General features: G+C 42.5%; 17 protein-coding genes. 13 read left to right on the plus strand and 4 right to left on the minus strand.

All coding sequences use genetic code 11. From position 1 onward, the window contains the following. Positions 1-184: 184 nt before the first annotated feature. A complete protein-coding gene (locus HUZ36_RS05965) occupies positions 185-2,344 on the plus strand; it encodes a S46 family peptidase (protein ID WP_176032343.1) in 2,160 nt (719 codons plus the stop codon). 286 nt (positions 2,345-2,630) lie between these two features. Here HUZ36_RS05965 and HUZ36_RS05970 read toward each other — a convergent pair whose 3' ends face one another. Together HUZ36_RS05970 and soxR are read right to left on the minus strand one after the other, a co-directional pair. Then, a complete protein-coding gene (locus tag HUZ36_RS05970) occupies positions 2,631-4,415 on the minus strand; it encodes a DUF885 domain-containing protein (protein ID WP_176032344.1) in 1,785 nt (594 codons plus the stop codon). Between the two features lie 16 nt (positions 4,416-4,431). After that, the gene (gene soxR / locus HUZ36_RS05975) at positions 4,432-4,935 is read right to left on the minus strand and encodes a redox-sensitive transcriptional activator SoxR (RefSeq protein WP_147391355.1); all 504 of its coding nucleotides are present in this window, start codon (positions 4,933-4,935) and stop codon (positions 4,432-4,434) included. A gap of 81 nt (positions 4,936-5,016) precedes the next feature. Between soxR and HUZ36_RS05980 the strand changes: the two genes are divergently transcribed. Continuing rightward, on the plus strand, positions 5,017-5,472 hold the full coding sequence (locus HUZ36_RS05980; protein ID WP_125253819.1) for a flavodoxin family protein: 456 nt from the start codon (positions 5,017-5,019) through the stop codon (positions 5,470-5,472). Positions 5,473-5,773: 301 nt separating this feature from the next. Here HUZ36_RS05980 and HUZ36_RS05985 read toward each other — a convergent pair whose 3' ends face one another. Continuing rightward, the gene (locus tag HUZ36_RS05985; protein WP_176032345.1) at positions 5,774-7,408 is read right to left on the minus strand and encodes a methyl-accepting chemotaxis protein; all 1,635 of its coding nucleotides are present in this window, start codon (positions 7,406-7,408) and stop codon (positions 5,774-5,776) included. A 395-nt stretch (positions 7,409-7,803) separates the two neighbouring features. Here HUZ36_RS05985 and HUZ36_RS05990 point away from each other — a divergent pair, with 395 nt between their 5' ends. The 7 genes from HUZ36_RS05990 (at position 7,804) to HUZ36_RS06020 (ending at position 13,838) form a co-directional block, all read left to right on the plus strand. Then, complete coding sequence (locus HUZ36_RS05990; protein WP_225740695.1) at positions 7,804-8,235, plus strand: hypothetical protein; 432 nt, start codon at positions 7,804-7,806, stop codon at positions 8,233-8,235. Positions 8,236-8,744: 509 nt separating this feature from the next. Continuing rightward, a complete protein-coding gene (gene cyoA / locus HUZ36_RS05995) occupies positions 8,745-9,605 on the plus strand; it encodes a ubiquinol oxidase subunit II (protein ID WP_373865576.1) in 861 nt (286 codons plus the stop codon). A 2-nt stretch (positions 9,606-9,607) separates the two neighbouring features. Continuing rightward, positions 9,608-11,590, plus strand: a complete 1,983-nt coding sequence (gene cyoB / locus HUZ36_RS06000; protein ID WP_176032346.1) for a cytochrome o ubiquinol oxidase subunit I — start codon at positions 9,608-9,610, stop codon at positions 11,588-11,590. Between the two features lie 3 nt (positions 11,591-11,593). After that, positions 11,594-12,214 carry a cytochrome o ubiquinol oxidase subunit III gene (cyoC, locus tag HUZ36_RS06005; RefSeq protein ID WP_128732181.1) on the plus strand — a complete coding sequence of 207 codons (621 nt, stop codon included), beginning with the start codon at positions 11,594-11,596 and terminating at the stop codon, positions 12,212-12,214. Beyond that, positions 12,214-12,573 (plus strand): cytochrome o ubiquinol oxidase subunit IV, encoded by a 360-nt coding sequence (gene cyoD / locus HUZ36_RS06010; protein ID WP_128732182.1) that lies wholly within the window; start codon positions 12,214-12,216, stop codon positions 12,571-12,573. The genes cyoC and cyoD overlap by 1 nt, the downstream gene beginning before the upstream one ends. Before the next feature lie 13 nt (positions 12,574-12,586). Continuing rightward, positions 12,587-13,465, plus strand: a complete 879-nt coding sequence (cyoE, locus tag HUZ36_RS06015) for a heme o synthase (RefSeq protein ID WP_176032347.1) — start codon at positions 12,587-12,589, stop codon at positions 13,463-13,465. 133 nt (positions 13,466-13,598) lie between these two features. Continuing rightward, positions 13,599-13,838: a hypothetical protein gene (locus HUZ36_RS06020; RefSeq protein WP_125253825.1), complete on the plus strand. Its 240-nt coding sequence runs from the start codon at positions 13,599-13,601 to the stop codon at positions 13,836-13,838. Positions 13,839-13,870: 32 nt separating this feature from the next. On the opposite strand, the gene HUZ36_RS06025 is transcribed toward HUZ36_RS06020, so the two are convergent. After that, a complete protein-coding gene (locus HUZ36_RS06025) occupies positions 13,871-14,407 on the minus strand; it encodes a TetR/AcrR family transcriptional regulator (protein WP_176032348.1) in 537 nt (178 codons plus the stop codon). Positions 14,408-14,517: 110 nt separating this feature from the next. Here HUZ36_RS06025 and HUZ36_RS06030 point away from each other — a divergent pair, with 110 nt between their 5' ends. From HUZ36_RS06030 to HUZ36_RS06045, 4 genes are all read left to right on the plus strand, one after another. Next, positions 14,518-14,973, plus strand: a complete 456-nt coding sequence (locus tag HUZ36_RS06030) for an HPP family protein (RefSeq protein WP_147389096.1) — start codon at positions 14,518-14,520, stop codon at positions 14,971-14,973. A gap of 561 nt (positions 14,974-15,534) precedes the next feature. Beyond that, on the plus strand, positions 15,535-17,508 hold the full coding sequence (locus tag HUZ36_RS06035; protein WP_176032349.1) for a UvrD-helicase domain-containing protein: 1,974 nt from the start codon (positions 15,535-15,537) through the stop codon (positions 17,506-17,508). 78 nt (positions 17,509-17,586) lie between these two features. Continuing rightward, entirely contained in the window at positions 17,587-18,876 is a 1,290-nt protein-coding gene (locus HUZ36_RS06040) for a Glu/Leu/Phe/Val family dehydrogenase (RefSeq protein ID WP_176032350.1), read from the plus strand. 163 nt (positions 18,877-19,039) lie between these two features. Then, positions 19,040-20,029 (plus strand): ATP-grasp domain-containing protein, encoded by a 990-nt coding sequence (locus tag HUZ36_RS06045; RefSeq protein ID WP_176032351.1) that lies wholly within the window; start codon positions 19,040-19,042, stop codon positions 20,027-20,029. Positions 20,030-20,054: the final 25 nt, after the last annotated feature.

The following is a 20,054-nucleotide window of genomic DNA, read 5'->3' on the forward strand; positions in this document are numbered from 1 at the left end:
TTGAGAAGCCACTGGATTTGCCAATGAAATTTGATACGAGAAAAAACTGGATTTAGCAACATCTGTTCAGAGAGTTTGTTTACATCGGTTTATCAAATTTTATCGAAATAAATTGCTATTTAGCATAATCTTAGGTCACATTACCGACCGTAATTAAAATAATATAACAATTTAGGATTGGAATATGCGTATCAAAGCTATCTCCGCGGCCATGGTGTTGGCCTTTTCTCAGTACGTTGCAGCCGATGAAGGCATGTGGCAACCACATCAACTACCTGAGCTAGAATCTATCTTGAAGTCTAAAGGACTTGAGATTGACCCTAAGTCGATTTCTAAATTAACTGAGTTTCCTATGAACGCGGTGATTGGCCTTGGCGGCTGTACGGCGTCATTTGTTTCCCCTAAGGGCTTAGTGGTTACTAACCACCACTGTGCGTATGGCTCTATTCAATATAACTCTACGACTGACAACAATATTTTAGAAAACGGCTTCTTGGCGAAAACACCAAGCGAAGATCTACCTGCAGCGCCAGGTTCGCGTATTTATGTAACGAAAGAAGTCTCGAACGTCACAGACAAAGTCAATGAGGGTGTTGATTCCTTGACCGGTAAAGCACGCTTTGACGCCATCGATAGTAAACGTAAACAGCTTGTCTCTGAGTGTGAGCAAGACGAAAGTTATCGTTGTAATGTTTATACCTTCCACGGTGGTCTTGAGTACTACTTGATTAAATCACTTGAGATTAAAGATGTACGCTTAGCCTACACGCCAGCGATGGGTGTTGGTAAATACGGCGGTGATATAGATAACTGGATGTGGCCTCGCCATACTGGTGATTTTGCATTCTATCGTGCTTATGTCGGAAAAGATGGCAAACCTGCTGAGTTTTCTAAAGACAACGTACCATATAACCCTGAATCATTCTTAAGTGTGAGTGCTAAAGGTGTGCAAGAAGGCGACTTTGTTATGGTAACCGGTTACCCGGGCCGTACTAATCGTTATCGTATTGCCTCAGAAGTAGATTTTGTGTTTAACACTGTCTATCCAATGGTGCGCAAACACAACGCAAAGTATGTGGAGCTTATCAAAGAGAACGCGCCAGAAGGCTCTCAAGCATTAATCGCTTATGAAAGTACGATTGCTAGCTATAACAATTACATCAAAAACTTTGGCTCTATGATTGAGAGTTTTAAAAAGGGCAGTATGTATAGTGCTAAGCAACAATTTGAGCGTGACCTTATCGCGTGGATCAATGCCGATGCTGAGCGCAAAGCAAAATACGGCGATGTGTTGACTGAGCTGAGCCAACTGGTATCACAAGCACAAGAAAACTATGTGCGCGATATGATGGTGGGGTATATTCACCGCTCACAAATGATTGCGACGGCAAGGAAGTTATATCGTCTTGCCGTTGAAAAGCAAAAGCCTGATGCTGAGCGCGAGCGCGGTTATCAAGAACGTGATATGCCAAAGCTCAAAGCAGGTCTTGAGCGCATGACACGTCGTTACGACGAAACCGTAGACAAAGCAATTATGCTTTACTTTATGGAGCTGTATGCTGCGCTTCCTAAAGAAAAACGCATTGCAGAGGTAGACAAGCAACTACAACTGGAAGAAGGCTTCGATAAGGCAAATCATCAAGCACTGCTTGATCAAATGTATGCAAACTCTAAGTTGGCAGATGAGAAAGTTCGTCTATGGATGCTAGATTTAGATCTTGAACAACTCAATCAAAGCGCTGATCCATTTATGCAGTATGCTAAAGCGATTTTTGCTGTGATGAAGCAAATTGAAGATGAAGGAAAAGAGCTAGCCGGTAAACAGCAAGCTGCACGTCCTGCGCTTATGGAAGCAATCATTGCTTACAACAAGTCTCAAAATAAGCCTGTCTATGCTGATGCTAATAGCACATTGAGAGTTACCTACGGCACAGTAGGTGGATACTCACCTCAAGATGGATTAGTTGCTACACCGTTTACCTCTCTAGAGGGGCTGCTAGCTAAAAACACCGATGTTGATCCTTTCAATGCACCTAAAAAACAGCAGCAGTTGATCCGCGATAAAGTGTATGGCCAGTATACAGGTGGTATGAACACGGTACCGGTAAACTTCCTTTCTAATGTTGACACAACGGGTGGTAACTCTGGTTCGCCGACGTTAAATGGCAAAGCTGAACTGGTTGGTTTATTGTTTGATGGTGTTTATGAAAGCATTATTGGCGATTGGGATTATGATAAAAACCTGAACCGTTCGATTCACGTTGACTCGCGTTACATGCTTTGGATAATGGACAAAGTCGACAATGCACAAAACCTATTAGATGAAATGAAAATAGTGAAGTAGTCTGCAGGTTTAATTTGTATTGATACACAAAAATGCCGACCGAGAGGTCGGCATTTTTTGTGTTATTGGGTGAAATTATACCAATTTGACTTAATACTCGTTCAATTTGAAGGAGTAAATCTGACGCTAACGGCGTTAAAAACTTCTTATTTAGAACAACTAAATAGCAAAGTTTTTGCCTTGCCTACACGGATGTAGGTACCTTGGCGATTGCAGGACGCGGTAGCGGGGTTATCGACAAGATTTTCTCACCTCAAAATAGACCACTTAATTAAGAAAATTGGTATTATTTTGTCATAAGTTGACGAATATACTTCACCGGGGCACTGCCAAAGCTTAAAAACTCTTCATGAAACGCCTTAAGGTCGAATGCTTCACCAAGCTCCTTTTTCTGTGCTTCACGGAAGTCGTAAATCTCACGATAGCCAGAGTAATAGCTGGTCAGCTGTACTTGACTTAATGTTGCGCGACGCCATTTACCTTCCGCTTCAGCGCGCTCTTGGAAAGCACCATTCATTAACAGGTCTAAGCCCGCTTCCTTGTCTATGCCATTGACTTGAATGTCATAATCTAAAATAGTGTTACAGATAACGCGCAGATTCCATTTGTAGTACATTAACCACATTTCAGGCTCGAAATTGCCATAGCCTTCTTCTAACATCATTCGCTCAGTATAAACTGCCCAGCCTTCGACCATGGCACCATTACCTAAAAGGCTCTTGATCAAAGAAGGGGATTCGTTAGCGTAAACTAACTGAGTATAGTGACCTGGTATTGCCTCATGAATATTGAGGATCTGTAGGATCCAATGGTTGTACTCACGCAAGTATGACTCAGCTTGTTCTTCACTCATTGAGTCAAGGGGAGTGACGTTATAATAGGTGTTTTCTTTTTTGTCATAAGGCCCTGGTGCACTGATCGAGGCGCCAGCATAACCACGCATATATTCTGGTGTTTCACGCACAACCAATGGCTTTTCAGGATCGAGCGTGATTAAATCTTTTTCTTTCACGAACTGCTCAAGCTCTGGAATTTGTGCCTTAATTTCAGATACAAAATCCTCACGTTTGACGTGTTTGACTGACAGATGTTTGATAAGGGTTGCAATGGCATCTCTGTCTGACTGTGGGCGAGGTGTATCGGCAAAATATTTCGACCACAACTGATCTGTGATCTGCACCATTTCCTCGGTAATGCGGGCTTTATCAGCAAGTGCTTTTTCATACATTTGTTTTGCTGTATACCCTGACTGTATATCAAATGCGAACTTTTCTTCGTATAACTTTTCACCAATTCTAAAGGAGCGCGCGTTGCCGCTTTCACTTAACTCTTTTTCAAGGTTAGTGAGGAAAGAAACATAGCCGTTGATCGCTGATTTGGCAGCTGCAAAGCGTTGTTTGAATAGTGCTTTATCTTCTGCGCTAAGCAATGAAGTCGCTAATTTATCAAGTAACTCATCATTTAATACGCTAAATGCCCCTTGGTTTTGTGAAATCGCAAGTTGGGTATATTCAAGGGTTGGATTATGAATATTACTCTGTGCAGCTTCATAATAGGCAGGAACATATTGAAGGCGCTTTAATACTAGCTTTAACTTTTCATCGTCACTCTTAAAGCGGCTGTTCAAAATGGTAGCAAAGCCATAGGAAACATTGTAAGAAGAAGGATTCCACTGCCAGCTTTTAAACGTTTCGATGTGCCAAATATCGCGCTGTAGGCGATTTTCAATCAAGTGATAGTCGATTTTTTGACTGTTGCTAAGCTGTGATAGGTCGAATTGCTGTAATTTTGCCAGCTGTGTTTTTGAAAACGCAGCATTGGCGTCGCGGCTAGCCTGTGTTGGTATGGTAATTAAGTCGTCATATTTACCGAAACCTGCCCACAAGGAGGCTTCAGGATATTGTTGCCAAAGTTCGTCAATAAACTGCTCTGAAAACTGAGCAAATTGTTGGTTTTTCACCACAGTTTGTTCTTCCGTGAGTGCTACTGTCTTTGTAGAAGAAGACGGCGCGGTGCAGCCAGCTAGGCCCATTGCCATGGCAAGTGCCATACACAAGGCAGTTTTTTTCATTGTTGTGTCCTATTTATTAGTTTTCGTTATCATAACAAGATTTCGCTTTATTTGCTTTGTCTGGCTCATCTAACCACACGGCACCATTGGCCTGTGTCGCAACAATATCGCCCGGGTTATAGATGGGGCAGGACTTCATCGATAAACAGCCACAACCAATACAGCCGTCCACATAGCTACGTAAGCGCTGCATATAGGCGATTTTTTCATCTAGTTTCATTTGCCATGCTGTTGATAATTTTGCCCAGTCTTCTTTGGTTGGTGTTCTTGAATCGGGCAAGGTATCTAACGTATCTTTTATTTCACCAAGGGTGATCCCCATTTTCTGCCCAGCTTTAATAATGGCAATACGACGTAGCACGTCTTTTTTGTAGCGACGTTGATTACCATTGTTACGCCAACTGCGGATCAATCCTTTGTTTTCGTAAAAATGTAATGCAGAAACGGCAACATCTGCTCTGGTTGCAACCTTACCAACACTCAAGTTTGGCTCATCTCTTAATAATTTTTCAGTTTTCATAAAATAGTACTTTACCTCAACTTAAGGTGAGGTTTTAAGGTAGCACCCAATTTATTAATAGTGCAACTGGAATTGAACATTATGAAAACAATCGTTATTTACTCAAGCTCAAACCCAAATGGAAATACTTACCAATCAGCAAAAGCGTTAGCAGAAGAAAAAAGTGCTGAGCTTATCTACCTAGACCGTTACAAAATAGGGGAGTATTGCTACAAACATTCTCACAGCGATGATGACTTTATAAACCTATTTAGATGGGTGCTCGGGTTTGATCATATTATTTTTGCATCACCTGTTTATTGGTATGCCGTAACGCCAAGGATGAAAGCATTTGTTGATAGGATCACGGACTTTATGGATATTGAAGCGCTTAAACCAGAATTAAGAGCCTTGCGCGAAAAACATTTTTCGATCTTATCAACTTCATGCCAAGCACAAGCGCCAGCACCATTTACTGAGATGCTGGTGGGCACATTTGAATATTTAGGTATGACACTACAAGAGCAGCGTCACGTGCATTACCCTTATGCTGATTAATTTTTGTAGATTTTGCTGGGCTAATAGTTTAATGACAGGTGTGTATATCAAGAAGTGTGAGGTTTTTTAAAGATCGCTGCGTAAAGCCGCTTCTTTGGTGTGGATCCAATCCGATAATAGGCGGTTTATCCGCCGAGCCGTTTTTCTGATTGGGTATTTCATCACCGTGGTTGTGCTTTCGCAACAATGAGTTGGAACATTCCTTATCCAGACCTCAAGTTAAATTATTTTATGCGCGCAAGTGTGTGCTTCCGCGTATGTGGGCAAGTGTGTGCTTCCGCGTATGTGGGTAGAGATCAAACTATACCTTAAATTCACTGACCATCTGCGATAGTCGCTGCGACATTTCGCTTAATTGTTGACTCGATGCTTTAGTATGCTCAGCGCCAAGAGCAGTTTGGTTTGCGATAGTTGCAATGCCGCTAATATTGGTTGTCATCTCATTGATGTCTTCAGATTGCTTTTCACTCCACTTGGCGATATCGAGGTTAATATCATTTACGGTTGCGATAGAGTGGTTTATTTGCTCTAGTGCTTGCTTACATTCCAAACTGACTTTAAGGCTTTTCTCGGAAGCTGTACGACAGTTTTGCATCTCTTCAACGGTCGTGGCGACGCCATGGTGCAGGCTATTTATAATGGCTTGAATATCATCGGTAGATTGTTGTGTCCGTTGAGCGAGTGTTCTTACCTCATCAGCAACCACGGCAAAACCACGGCCTTGTTCTCCGGCTCTTGCTGCTTCTATGGCTGCGTTTAATGCCAATAAATTGGTTTGTTCTGCTACTTTTTTAATGACATCAAGTACCACACCTATCTCCGTTGATGAGCGCTGCAGGTCTAGCACTGCCTGTTGTGCTGAGTCGACGCTCTGAGAGGCATGGGCTATGACTGATACGTTTTCGTCTACATGCGCCAGTCCTTTAGTGGTAAGTTCTGTTGTTGCCATTACTTTATCAAGGGCGCGTTTAGATTCATGATTGACCGATTGGGCTACCTGATTCAAAGAAAGCATCCGATTTTGTACCGACTCTGTTTCAGTATTTTGCTGGGCAATTCCGGCTTGGATTTGCTCGGTAATACAGGATAATTCCTCTGCTTGAGAGGCTAAAGAGTGCGTATTTCCATTAATATCGTGAAGCACATCACGAAAGTGTGCATTCATGTGGTTAAATGCAATGGCCATTTGTGTAAGTTCATCTCTGCCTTCACTTTTAAGTAAAATTGTCAGATCTTTTTGTGACGAAATGATCCCCATAGTACGGGTAAGCTTGTCCAAAGGCTTGGTAATATTTTTGCTTATCAAGCTAGAGAGGAAAATAAGCAATATAGCGTAGCCGAGGGTTTCCGCGGTCATGGAAATAAGCTGGTCATGAAACTGTGCTTCGACGTCTTCAAGGTAAATGCCAGTGCCGATAGCCCAGTTATAGTGGTTTAGATTAGCAATAAAAGAAAGCTTACTCTCCAGCTTTTGAGTCCCCGGTTTTGGCCATTTATATTGTGCAAACCCCTGTTGGTTTTGATTAGCAATCACAACAAACTGACTAAATGCTTCGCGAATAAAGCGCTTGTCATGCCGTACCATCGATGCACCATTGAGTGTTGGCTTGATAGGATGCGTCACCATGTTGCCATGTAGGTCAAACAAGAAAAAGTAACCTGAGTCACCATAGCGCGCTGCATTAATGAGCTTTTTGATTTTTTCTTTTCTTTGTGTTTCGCTAAGAGTTGTCTCAGTGGCAACCATATTAAGTTGCGAAATGGTATTCTCTATTAGATTTTTTGCATGAGTACGTCGTTCTTCAGTTAAACTATCTCGTAAAGCAAGCGCTGAAGAAAGTTTAACGAGGGCAATGATGACAACAGATAAAATTAGGCTAAGCCTGAGTTTGCTGGGCACTTTCATTAAACCTAATAATTTATTCATCTGCTTCATGAGATCCCCTAATAACAATGGTTTGATAGTTTTGACAGCGATGTCAATTGGTGGCCGATCATACTGAGAACAGCGCAAAAATAAATACTCTGAGTAAAGAAGTAATAATCTATCCAGTCACAGAGGTGACTATCTATTTGATAGATAGCTCAAATGTTAACAATGATTTTTTGTAAAGGATTGTGAATGTTAACTGTTGCGAAAATTAGCATAAAAGGGGTTGTTAAGTTTATTCAATAAAAAACTGAGCAGTGAGCTAAAGCAGGATAAATTGATGTAGATCATTGCATAAAGCGCTTGAATCACATTTCGACTTTGTTATACTTCGACGCGAATTTTCAGTTTAAACTGAAAGTTCAAAACTAACTAAGCCCAATTAAAGATCAGGACTATCCGTGCCCTCACACAGCTTTGCTACAGATAAACCAGTCGTTAGTGATACTGCCGTTTCAGGAAGTACCACGTCGCGTGTTTGGTTATTTGGGCGTGTTGCTGCGGTACTTAGCCTGTTAATGGTAGCCAACTCAGTATTATTATTCAGTGGTATGTTAGGTGATGTAGCTGAATTAGAAGCATTATTTGCAGATAATTCGTTACCAGACTCTCTTGTGGTGATGCTCGGAGCGTTTTTGGCTCAGCCTATTTTATCATTACACTTGCTGGTTGGTATTTATTGGTTAGTTTTCCATACTATTTTGCCTACACGCGCTGGCATCGTGCTACGCAAAATGGTATTCGCCTCTACAGAGGCTATACACCCTCAACCGGCGCCCAGCGCACATGGTTGTCGTGCTCCTCCGTTTAGATACCGCTGTCTGTTTGCGTAATCGCAATATTTATACCAATTAGACTTAATACTTGCTCAATTTGAAAGCATAAATCTGACGCCTACAGCGTAAAATTTCTTATTTAGAACAACTAAATAGCAAATTTTTTGCGGTGTTATCGACAAGGTGCTCTCGTCTCTAAATCGATCACTTAATTAATCAAATTGGAACAATTTGCACTTTGCAGATCAGCAGTCAGCAATTCACTTTCAATTACATTAATCGGCTACTTATCGTCCTTTTAGAGCGAGTTGTAGGCTTGGTTATGTGATTGTCCGTTTACTGTATCAATCAATTATTTGGTAAATAGGTTAGTGACTGGTATCAACGAAGCGTTTCCCTTCACTAATATATTTCCTAATAGATACAGTGCAATTCGAACTTGTGCAGCGTAGCTCGCACAAATAGATACTCAGCGTGCTTTATAAATAAGCCGCAGCTTATCGTTGAAGGGTAATCAATTGAATAAACGTAGTGTCGTGAATTATGCGCTCGCTTCATTGGGGCTAATGCTCACCGGTTGTAATGGTGGCATTTTGGATCCCAAGGGGCAAATTGGCATGGATGAGAAGTCCTTGATCATCATTGCCACTGTACTGATGTTACTCGTTGTAGTACCAGTTATTATTCTTACCTTATATTTTGCGTGGAAGTACCGAGATGGTCGTGACCACGAAATCTATGCACCTAAATGGGCCCACTCTAACAAAATAGAAGCCGTGGTTTGGACCATTCCGATTGTGATTATTATTGTACTTGGGGTGATCACCTGGCGCTCTACACAATCGCTTGATCCATACAAGCCGTTGGAGGGCAAAGGAGAACATCTCACCGTTCAAGTGGTATCGCTAAACTGGAAGTGGTTATTTATCTATCCAGAGCAAGGCATTGCCAGCGTGAATGAACTGGTGTTTCCAGCGAATGTCCCGGTGGAGTACAAAATCACTTCCGAAAGCACCATGAACTCTTTCTTTATTCCGCAGCTTGGTAGTCAAATCTACTCGATGGCAGGGATGGAAACGCAGCTTCACCTGATTGCTAACGAGCCGGGAACGTTCAACGGTTTTTCTGCCAACTACAGTGGGGCGGGTTTTTCTGGAATGAAGTTCAAAGCCATTGCCACCAAAGACAAAGCAGATTTTGATAACTGGGTTGCCGATGTTAAAGCAAACGGCGACGCCTTAACCGCAGATCGTTACGCGCAGTTGGCAGAGCCTTCAGAATATCACCCCGTTGAGTATTTTGGCTCGGTAGAGCAGGGCTTATTTCACACCATAGTTATGAAGTACATGCAGGGTCATGGCGAAATGAACTATTACGCCAAACCAGAGCATGCTGCGCATTCACATCACGGCAAGGCTGAGGAGTAATTATGTCGTTGTTTGGTAAATTATCCATCGAGGCAATCCCCTATCACGAACCCATCATTATGGTGACGTTAGCCGTGGTGGCGATTGTTGGTCTAATCGTGGCGGCAATGGTCACAAAATACAAAAAATGGGGCGTGCTGTGGCACGATTGGATCACTTCAATCGATCATAAACGCCTAGGCGTGATGTACATTATCTTGGCATTAATTATGTTAATGCGTGGTTTTGCCGACGCCATCATGATGCGTACACAGCTGGCCATGGCCACAAGCGGCGCAGCCGGTTATCTGCCTCCAGAGCATTATGACCAGATCTTTACCGCACATGGGGTGATCATGATCATCTTTATGGCGATGCCATTTATGATTGGTTTAATGAATATCATCTTGCCACTGCAAATTGGTGCTAGAGATGTTGCCTTTCCGTTTTTGAATAACCTTAGCTTTTGGTTGACAGCGGGTGGGGCTATTTTGATCAATTTATCATTGGCATTTGGTGAGTTTGCAAAAACCGGTTGGGTGGCATATCCGCCCTTGTCGGAGTTGTCGTTTAGTCCGGGTGTTGGGGTTGATTACTATATTTGGGCACTGCAAATATCCGGGCTTGGGACATTGCTCACCGCCGTGAACTTCTTGGTAACCGTATTTAAGATGCGTGCACCTGGCATGACGCTAATGAAAATGCCTATTTTTACTTGGACTTGTACTTGGGCAAATATTCTAGTTGCGGCGTCTTTCCCAATCCTTACTGCATTACTTGCGATGCTAACGCTTGACCGTTATATGGACTTCCATTTCTTCACCAATGAAGCCGGTGGTAATGCCATGATGTATATCAACCTGTTCTGGGCATGGGGTCACCCTGAAGTGTATATCTTGATCTTGCCTGCGTTTGGGATTTTCTCAGAGGTTATTTCGACTTTTACAGGTAAACGCTTGTTTGGCTATAAGTCGATGGTGTATGCCAGCGGTGCGATTTCTATTTTGGGCTTTATTGTTTGGCTACATCACTTCTTTACTATGGGTTCAAGCGCCAATGTTAATGCTTTCTTTGGGGTCATGACGATGGTCATTGCGGTGCCAACGGGAGTAAAACTCTTTAACTGGCTATTTACCATGTATCGCGGTCGGTTACGGATCACAGTGCCTGTCCTTTGGACGTTAGGGTTTATGGTGACTTTTACCGTAGGTGGGATGACTGGCGTACTGCTTGCAATTCCTGGCGCGGACTATGTGCTGCACAACAGTCTTTTCCTAATTGCACATTTCCATAACACCATTATCGGTGGGGCAGTGTTTGGTTATCTGGCGGGATTTGCTTACTGGTTCCCTAAAGTAATGGGTTACAAGCTTGATGAGCGTTGGGGTAAAGCCTCATTTTGGTGCTGGCTAGTTGGCTTTTTTGTGGCCTTTATGCCGCTTTATGTGCTTGGCTTCTTAGGCATGACACGTCGCCTTAATCATACCAACACGCCAGAGTGGAACATTTGGCTATACATCGCGTGCATTGGTGCCTTTATCATTATGTTTGGGATAGTTTTCCAAGTGGTACAGCTAGTGGTGAGCTACAAAAACCGCGAGCAATTGCAAGACACCACAGGCGATCCGTGGAATGGGCATACGCTTGAGTGGTCTACGGACTCTCCCCCACAGTACTACAACTTCGCGACAACTCCTGTGGTTGACGATATTGACGCTTGGACAGAAATGAAAGAGCAGGGACAGGCATACCAAAAACCTGCACACTATCAGCCTATTCACATGCCAAAAAATACCCCCGCAGGAGTGCTTATTAGTGCGTCATTGACCGCGTTTTGCTTTGCCATGATTTGGCATATTTGGTGGTTAGCGGCGGTGGGATTAGTCAGTGCTATCGCGGTATTTATTAAGCGTTGTTACAGCCGCGACGTTGATTATTATGTTCAGGTTGACGAGATTGAGCAGATCGAGTCTGCCCACCTTTCTCGTGCATTACAGGAGGGTTAATTCATGAGTGCTATTACTCCCGCTACGCTGCATGCGTTAGAAGATGCTCACGAGCATGCAGACCATGACACAGGTTCAAATACCGTATTTGGTTTTTGGCTATATCTGATGACGGATTGTTTGTTGTTTGCTTCCTTCTTTGCCACTTACGCTGTGTTGTACATGAACACCGCAGGTGGCGTATCTGGCAAAGATATCTTTGAGCTGGGTTTTGTTGCGGTTGAAACCGCAGCCTTACTGTTAAGTAGTATTACTTTTGGTTTTGCCATGATAGCGGCAAACAAACAGAAAAAGTCGCAAACCTTATCTTGGCTTGCGGTGACATTTGCCTTTGGTGCGGTGTTCATTGGCATGGAAGTATATGAATTTCATCACTTAATAGTACACGGTCATGGACCGCAAAATAGTGCTTTTCTGACTTCTTTCTTCTCATTAGTGGGTCTGCACGGCATGCACGTGACGGCAGGCTTGATTTGGATGAGTGTGATGATGATTGAAGTGACACGTCGTGGTCTTAAGCCACAAACGGTAACACGTTTGAGCTGCTTAAGCTTGTTCTGGCACTTTTTAGACATTGTTTGGATCTGTGTATTTACTGTTGTTTATTTAATGGGGGCAATGTAATGAGCCATAGTGGATCTCAAGCGTTAGCACAGACTGATGTTCATAAGCATGAACACGACAGCCACGGTAGTGTGAAGTCGTATCTAATTGGTTTTGTGCTATCCGTTATGTTGACAGCCATTCCTTTTGCTGCCGTGATGAGTGGCAGCTTGTCATCTAGCACGACATTTTGGACGTTAGTGACAGCGGCGTTAGTGCAAATTTGGGTGCATCTAAAGTACTTTTTACACCTGAATTTTGTTACCGAAGAAGGCAAGGCAAGCACGCTTTCCTTTATCTTTAGTGCGTTGATTATTGTGATGGTAGTGGGGCTGTCGGTCTGGATCATCTACGAATCGAACGCCATGATGATGTATTAACAGGAGAGTAGTCATGCTGCGTCGTTATTTTCAGGTGACAAAACCTGGGATCATTATGGGAAACTTGATTTCAGTCGCAGGAGGCTTTTTATTGGCCTCTCGAGGTGAAGTTGATTGGCTGCTATTTACATTGACTCTGCTAGGGCTATCTTTAGTCGTTGCGTCAGGTTGTGTAGTTAACAATGTCATCGACAGGGATATCGATGCGGCAATGGCTCGCACTAAAACTCGCGTGACAGTAACTGGGGAAATTTCCTCAGTTGCTGCACTGTCACATAGTCTGGTACTCGGATTATCTGGCTTTGGGCTCTTAGCCTATTTCACCAATTGGATTGCGCTGGGTTTTGCCGCATTTGGGTTTTTTATTTATGTCGGTGTTTACAGCTTATACATGAAGCGAAACTCAGTGTATGGCACTGTGGTTGGTAGCCTGTCAGGGGCAGTGCCTCCTGTGGTTGGTTACTGCGCAGTAAGCGGGGTATTTGACTCTGGCGCTGCCATTTTATTATTGATGTTTTGTCTTTGGCAAATGCCGCACTCTTACGCCATTGCGATTTTCCGTTTTGACGATTACCGAGCCGCGAATATTCCGGTGCTGCCAGTCGCGCAAGGTGTTGAAAAGGCCAAGCATCATATTGTTTTGTATATCGCCATTTATGCACTGGTGGTGATGTTACTACCGCTTAGCGGCTACACCGGTGTAGCATTTATGGCGGTGGCCTGTACAGCCAGTTTTTGGTGGTTATTGATGGCGCTAAAAGGGTACCAAAGAGACTCAGATTTACATGGTTGGGCGAGGCAAGTATTTGCATTCTCAATAGTCAATATCACAGTCCTAAGTATCGCGATGGCGATTGATAATCACAGCACAGTTTCTGCGATGCTGTACTGATCGCAGATTATCCCAAAGTAACTAAAACCCAAAGGCCCGCAGGGCCTTTTTTCGTTCTTATTTGTTTTACGTCGCTTGCTTTTTACCCATTTTATCTCCATATCAAGCTTATTGAATAGATGAGAAGATAATAATGGATTTAGGGATAGCTGAGGTATTGTTGTTATTTATGGCGATTTTTATCGCGTCCTTTTTACTTTTTAAGGTCGTGCTATGGGCCAAAAAAATGCCAAAAGGCGCCTATTTATTTTTGGCATTGATGCCGCTGATTTCTCTTTTTCCTATTCCACCACCTGTTTTTAAAAATGTCGCGAAAGCCAAACAAGAACAACGTAAAAAAGCCCCCAAATCAGGCGATAAACCTGAGCAATAAGCATAAAGTGGAACCTTCAAATAGCACGCTGTTTAGCTCGTGAATTCTGCTGCCCGCATGGCCACGCTAGCATCGTGACAGGTATACGCCGTTGAAATAATCCCTTCGCCCAATAGAAACAGGCGCTCGACAGCGGCATCATCAGCGTCGTTGAGCGATTGTTTGAGTAACGCTTTTACCGCAAGTTTGTGCCGCTGGCATAGTTGATTAATTGGACTGGTAAGCTCACCAAATTCTGCCGCTGTGTTAATAAAGTAACAACCACGGAATTCGCCCAGTACCTCCACCTTATTATTAATCCACTGATCTAGCGCCAAGAACAGTTGCTTTTCGAGCATTTCACTGGTCTGGACATCTTCAAGGCAACCAGATAACCAAGATATAAATTGGTGATGTCGCTGCTCAAGTGTTGCAAGCACCAACGCATCTTTACTCTCAAAATGGTTATACAGAGTCTTTTTAGCGATACCAGATGACTTTAATACTTCGTTAATGCCAATGGCATGAATGCCATGTTGATAGAACAGTTCCATTGCGCAATCGATCAGTTGTTGTCTTTTTGTACTCATCAGTCAGCCATGTTTATTACCGTGATTATAGGTTGACAGAAGTAGACCAACTTGTCTATCATTTGAGAGGTAGACAGATTTGTCTACTTCTTTGAAAGGGAACGTATACAATGAGAGAAATACAACTTGCTTTAATTGCTGGAGCGGGCGCGTTTATCGCCATTGCAATATTGGCGTTTAGTCAAACGATAAGTGCTGAGTATATTTTTTTAATGGCACCTTTAGGCGCTACTGCAGTGCTGGTGTTCGGTGTGCCAAAAAGCCCACTAGCGCAGCCTAAAAACGTTATTTTTGGACATATTATTACTGCAACAATTGGAATTATTTTTGCGCAATATATTGGTGTAAATGAACTCACCTTGGCAGCTGCAACAGGCGTTGGAGTATTTGGTATGTTGGCAACAAAAACGACGCATCCGCCAGCTGGGGCAAATCCCATATTGATAATGCTAGCAATGGAAGGGTGGAGTTTTTTATTTACGCCAGTCATCACTGGTGCTGTGATCTTAGTGCTGGTAGGCAAAGCGACTTTACTATTCACAAATAAGCTTAACGTAGCAACTTGACGCGAATTAAACTCAGTAGCACTTTAATCGACGTGCGGGCTTATGATAGCCTGCAGTTTTTATAATAGTTCGTTTACTGCATACAACCGCTATAATACCAATTTGACTTAATACCTGCTTAATTTGAAGGCGTAAATTTGACGCTAACAGCGTTAAAAGTTTCTTTTTTAGAACAACTAAATAGCAAAATTTTTGCCTTGCCTACATATATGTAGATACCTTGGCGATAGCAGAACGCGGTAGCGGGGTTATCGACAAAATTTTCTCGCTTCAAAATAGACAACTTAATTAAGAAAATTGCTATAAATTGCCCCTCAGAAAACGTCTTTATAATTTAAGTAACTTGTCTTGATTTTCTTTTCTTACAGCCCCGTTGCATCATGTTCTAGTAAATCGCAGAAGGTGTATTTTTTGAGCGTTTGAATGGTAATAAAAGCGAATCGTGAAAATTAAAATAAAAGTATATAAAACAGTAGATTAATATTTTTCACGCTATATATGTGGCAACAGTAACGAAAGTGATGAAATTTCATTGAAAGAGAATTTGAGTTTCGTGCTAGCATGTGGGTAAGGGAGTTAACTTGTCTGATTTATCAATTGATTGCACTACATATTTTTAGCCGGTTGTTCCACGGGATCCGTGGCGCTAAATATTCAAAAGAGGGGGTGTTCCTCAGCGCAAAATCTGCACATACATCGGTGTTATTTCGTGATATGTGTCAGCCTCCAACTCTTAGTCGCCGTTGGTTATATCAAGAACTCAAAATACAGACTGAAACAGCGACGTATTTGATATTGATAAAACATCATGGTGCGAATGAGTTGATACAGATATTACAGCAACACTGGATTAGGCATCATGGTCACCACTTACATGCCAAAGTGAAAAAAATAGAAACGCTACTCAGTAGTCGCTATCTTAGCCAAAGCATACAAAAAGTAGTGTTTGATGTGGCTGGATCATTATGGTGCAGTTGGAAAGAGGTTGATAAGGAAATATTACCCAAAGCGCTTGAACCCATGGTGGCGACGATACGTGAAATTGCATCGTGGACTGAGAATGATATTGCTGAGTTTCAGTGTGCATTTGTCACGTACTACTTGGGGCAAGATGTGCTCTATTTTGACCAAGTTGAATCCAACCCTTTGACTCTCGCACAGCGTAAAGCCTGCATTATTCAAGATGACAGGCAACTATTATTGGCTGCTGCAGGCACTGGAAAAACCAGTGTTATCAAGGCAAAGTTGGGATATTTACTGCATCGAAAGCTAGCCAATGCAGATCAAGTGTTACTACTTGCTTATGGCAATGATGCTGCAACTGAAATGCGAGAACGTTGTAATGACATAGCGAATACTCTGAATTGTTCAACGTTTCACTCATTGAGTATGCAGATCATAGAAGCAGTAACAGGAACAAAACCCGTGTTATCAACGCTAGCAACAGATAAGGCGCAGTTTAAGCTATTTATCTCTGATGCTATCCAGTCTTTGCGACAAGAAACACACTTTGAACAAGCCTTTCATCAATTTTTGGATGGTCAAGGTATAAAGCAAGCCCAACATGTCATTGAACTACTCAGCCAAATGTTGCCGTTGATAAAGCAGGCGCAAATAATGGGAGAAGTAGAGTCATTAATTATGCGATTTAATCATCAAATGACGGTCCCGCTGGCAATACTTGCTGAATATCAATTGTATCTAACCAATGAGGCCTGTATCGATTTTGATGATATGCTAGAACGTGCTATCCATTATGTTGAAAATGACAAATTTAGAGTGCCTTGGCGTTATATTTTGGTTGATGAGTTTCAAGATATTTCTCGTGTCAGAGCAAAGCTAGTTCAAGCGTTATTGGATAAAAAAACTGGCAGCCAATTATTTGCGGTAGGTGATGATTGGCAAGCAATATACCGCTTTAGTGGTGGTGATATACGGCTGACTACAGAATTTGCCAAACATTTTGGAAAGTCTACAACTACCTATTTAGATAAAACTTTTCGCTATCCACAAAGTATTCTGGATACAGCTTGCGAGTTTATATGTCGAAATCCTGAGCAAATAGCCAAAGATATCAGTTCAAACCAACTAGGTATCAAAGGGCAAGGAGTTATAAAAGTCCCCAGTGGTGACGAAATAATGGATGCTCAACAACTCCTTAATTTGATTGAGCAACGTAACGAAGGTGCGGTATCAGTTTTGTTACTTGCTCGAAACCATAAGGGTTTACCTGATAAAGCGCAGGTGGATAACTGGCGTCGACTATTTCCGCAGCTGGCGATCAGTACCAATACATTTCATGGCGCTAAAGGGACAGAAGCCGACTTCACGATAGTGTTTGGCCTTAAAGCACGTCTATTCCCATCAAAAATAAAAGTACCAGAGATAATAGAGGCGTTACTTCCAGCAAAAGGAAGTTATGCAGATGCAGAAGAGAGGCGGTTATTTTATGTCGCGTTAACTCGAGCAAGAAAGCAGTGTTTTCTTTTGGAGCCTGATGAGTCACCGTCTTATTTTCTACAAGAAATTGCGTGATTAAGGTTTATCCACTCTTGATCTTTTATGACATTACACGCATACCATTATTATCACACTAACAATGTTGAGGTAAGGATGAGCACAGATCTATTAAAAGACGCGTTAAAAAGAGTAAACACAATCGTAGAGAAAACAGGGATAGAGCAGTCAACGTATCAAGCGCTTGCTCAACCCCAAAGAACCTTGTCTAGTAATATCTCTATCCGCAGAGATAACGGTAAGTTGGACTACTTTGAGGCACATCGATGTCAATATAATGACCTCCTTGGGCCAACCAAAGGTGGGATCCGCTTTCACCAAGACACCAACGTCAGCGAAGTCCAAGCATTAGCACTGTGGATGACACTCAAGTGCGCGGCGGTCGGTGTTCCGTTTGGAGGTGCAAAAGGTGCTGTAACCGTTGATCCTAAAACCTTAAGTCCAATGGAGTTAGAGCGCCTAGCACGTGCCTATATTAGGGCTAATGCCGATTTCATTGGCCCGGAGCAAGATATTCCAGCACCTGATGTTTATACCAATGCAAGAATTATGGGCTGGATGATGGATGAATATGAGAAAATTGCAAGGCAGAAAAGTCCAGCGGTGATCACCGGAAAGCCGCTAATTTTTGGTGGAAGCGCGGGACGAGAATCAGCAACAGGTCGTGGCGCATTTTTAACCATTGAACAGTTAAGTAATAAAAATAACTGGGATAACTCGGACAAAACAGTTGCAATTCAAGGATTTGGTAATGGTGGCTATCATTGTGCGCGACTGTTACAGCAATCTGGATACAAAGTGGTTGCAGTGAGTGACTCTAAGGGAGGAATTTACTGTAAGGAAGGCTTGGATATCGAAAGTGTTTATCAAGAAAAGCAGCGCAGTAAATCGCTCAAAGCGGTTTATTGTAAAGACTCTGTGTGTGAAAGTGTTGAACATGATGTCATTAGTAACGATGAGTTGCTGAGCTTGAATGTTGACATACTTGTTCCAGCAGCATTAGCAGGCGCCATAACAAAAGAAAATGCTGACTCCATTGCTGCAAATTATATTGTTGAAATTGCAAATGGTCCGGTAGAAGCAGATGCTGATCCCATTTTAAATGATCGCGGCATTATGGTGATCCCTGACATTTTGGCGAATGCTGGAGGGGTAATTGTGAGCTACTTTGAGTGGTGCCAAAATCGCCAAGGAGAAGCATGGGATGAACAAGTTGTGAACGATAAACTGGCCAATTACATGCAGGATGCTTTTGATAAAGCATGGGAGCTAAGCCGAGAGGAAGGGCTCGACATTAGAGACGCTGTGTATAAGCTTGCATTACAGCGAATACAAAGCGCATTACAGGCACATGGGACACAGTCTTACTTCGAAAATCGAGAGTAGTTTTTTAGATTGTGTCGATAAATTTTTTTTGCTGTACTGTTTTTAGGTGAATCCACATAATCGCGCTTTTGTTTATAGGGCGATAGCACTTACTGCCAAGCGGTGTTTTTACATTATATTGTAGATGTCGCTCTGGTTATCTGTTTTTCAAGGGGTAATTTGTATGCGCGGTTGGATCATCTATAAAGACTCTGCCAATTTAGTGAAACCTGAAATCTACGAGATAGATAGGTTGATGGCGGTAGCAAAAGAAGAAGGTATCGATCTTCAAGTGTATTCACCGGATCAGTTTGATCTTCTGGTTACTAGGGAAGACGAAGAAAGCATTCTTATCGATGGGCAACCTGTTGCATTGCCTGACTTTGTGCTACCCAGAATGGGTGCTGGCACCACATACTTTACCCTTGCTATTATTCGTCATCTTGAGCGTTTGGGTGTGCACTGCTTTAATTCGTCACAATCAATTGAAACCGTTAAAGATAAATTATATGCCCAACAGATATTAGCTGAACAGAATCTACCTACGCCAAAAACCATGTTGGTTAAGTTTCCAGTTAATATAGAGCTAGTCGAGAAGCAAATCGGTTTCCCGGTGGTGATCAAAACATTATCTGGCTCTCAGGGCAGTGGGGGGGTTTTGTCCAAATCAAGAGGTGAATTTGACGATTTGATGCAGCTGATTGAGGCGACTAACCCTAAGGCGAATATCATTTTACAACGCTTCATCAAATCGAGCCATGGTAGAGACTTACGAGTATTAACTATTGGTGGCCGCGCTGTGGCATGTATGGAGAGAAATTCAGGTGGTAAAAATTTCAAAGCCAATGTGAGCCTCGGCGCCACTGGAAGCCCTCATCCTATTACTCCAGAAATAGAGTGGCTAGCGACGCAGACGGCTAATATCCTAAACTTAGACGTAGCGGGTATTGACTTATTGTTTGATGAAGAGCACTTCAAAATATGCGAGGCAAACTCAAGTCCAGGTTTTGAAGGGCTTGAGCAGGCTGTTGACATAGATGTTGCAAGAGAGATTTTGCACTTTATTCGTATTCGACTTGGCATCTTCAACCGCTCAGGCCAAGTATCGAAAAATAACAATGGCGTGAAAAAAGCCTCTGCAACTCACGCAAAAAGTGAACAATTAACTGTTTAGATGTTTTTCGAGAAACACGATGAAA

The organism is Pseudoalteromonas sp. McH1-7 (assembly GCF_013366255.1).
GTDB lineage: Bacteria > Pseudomonadota > Gammaproteobacteria > Enterobacterales > Alteromonadaceae > Pseudoalteromonas > Pseudoalteromonas peptidolytica.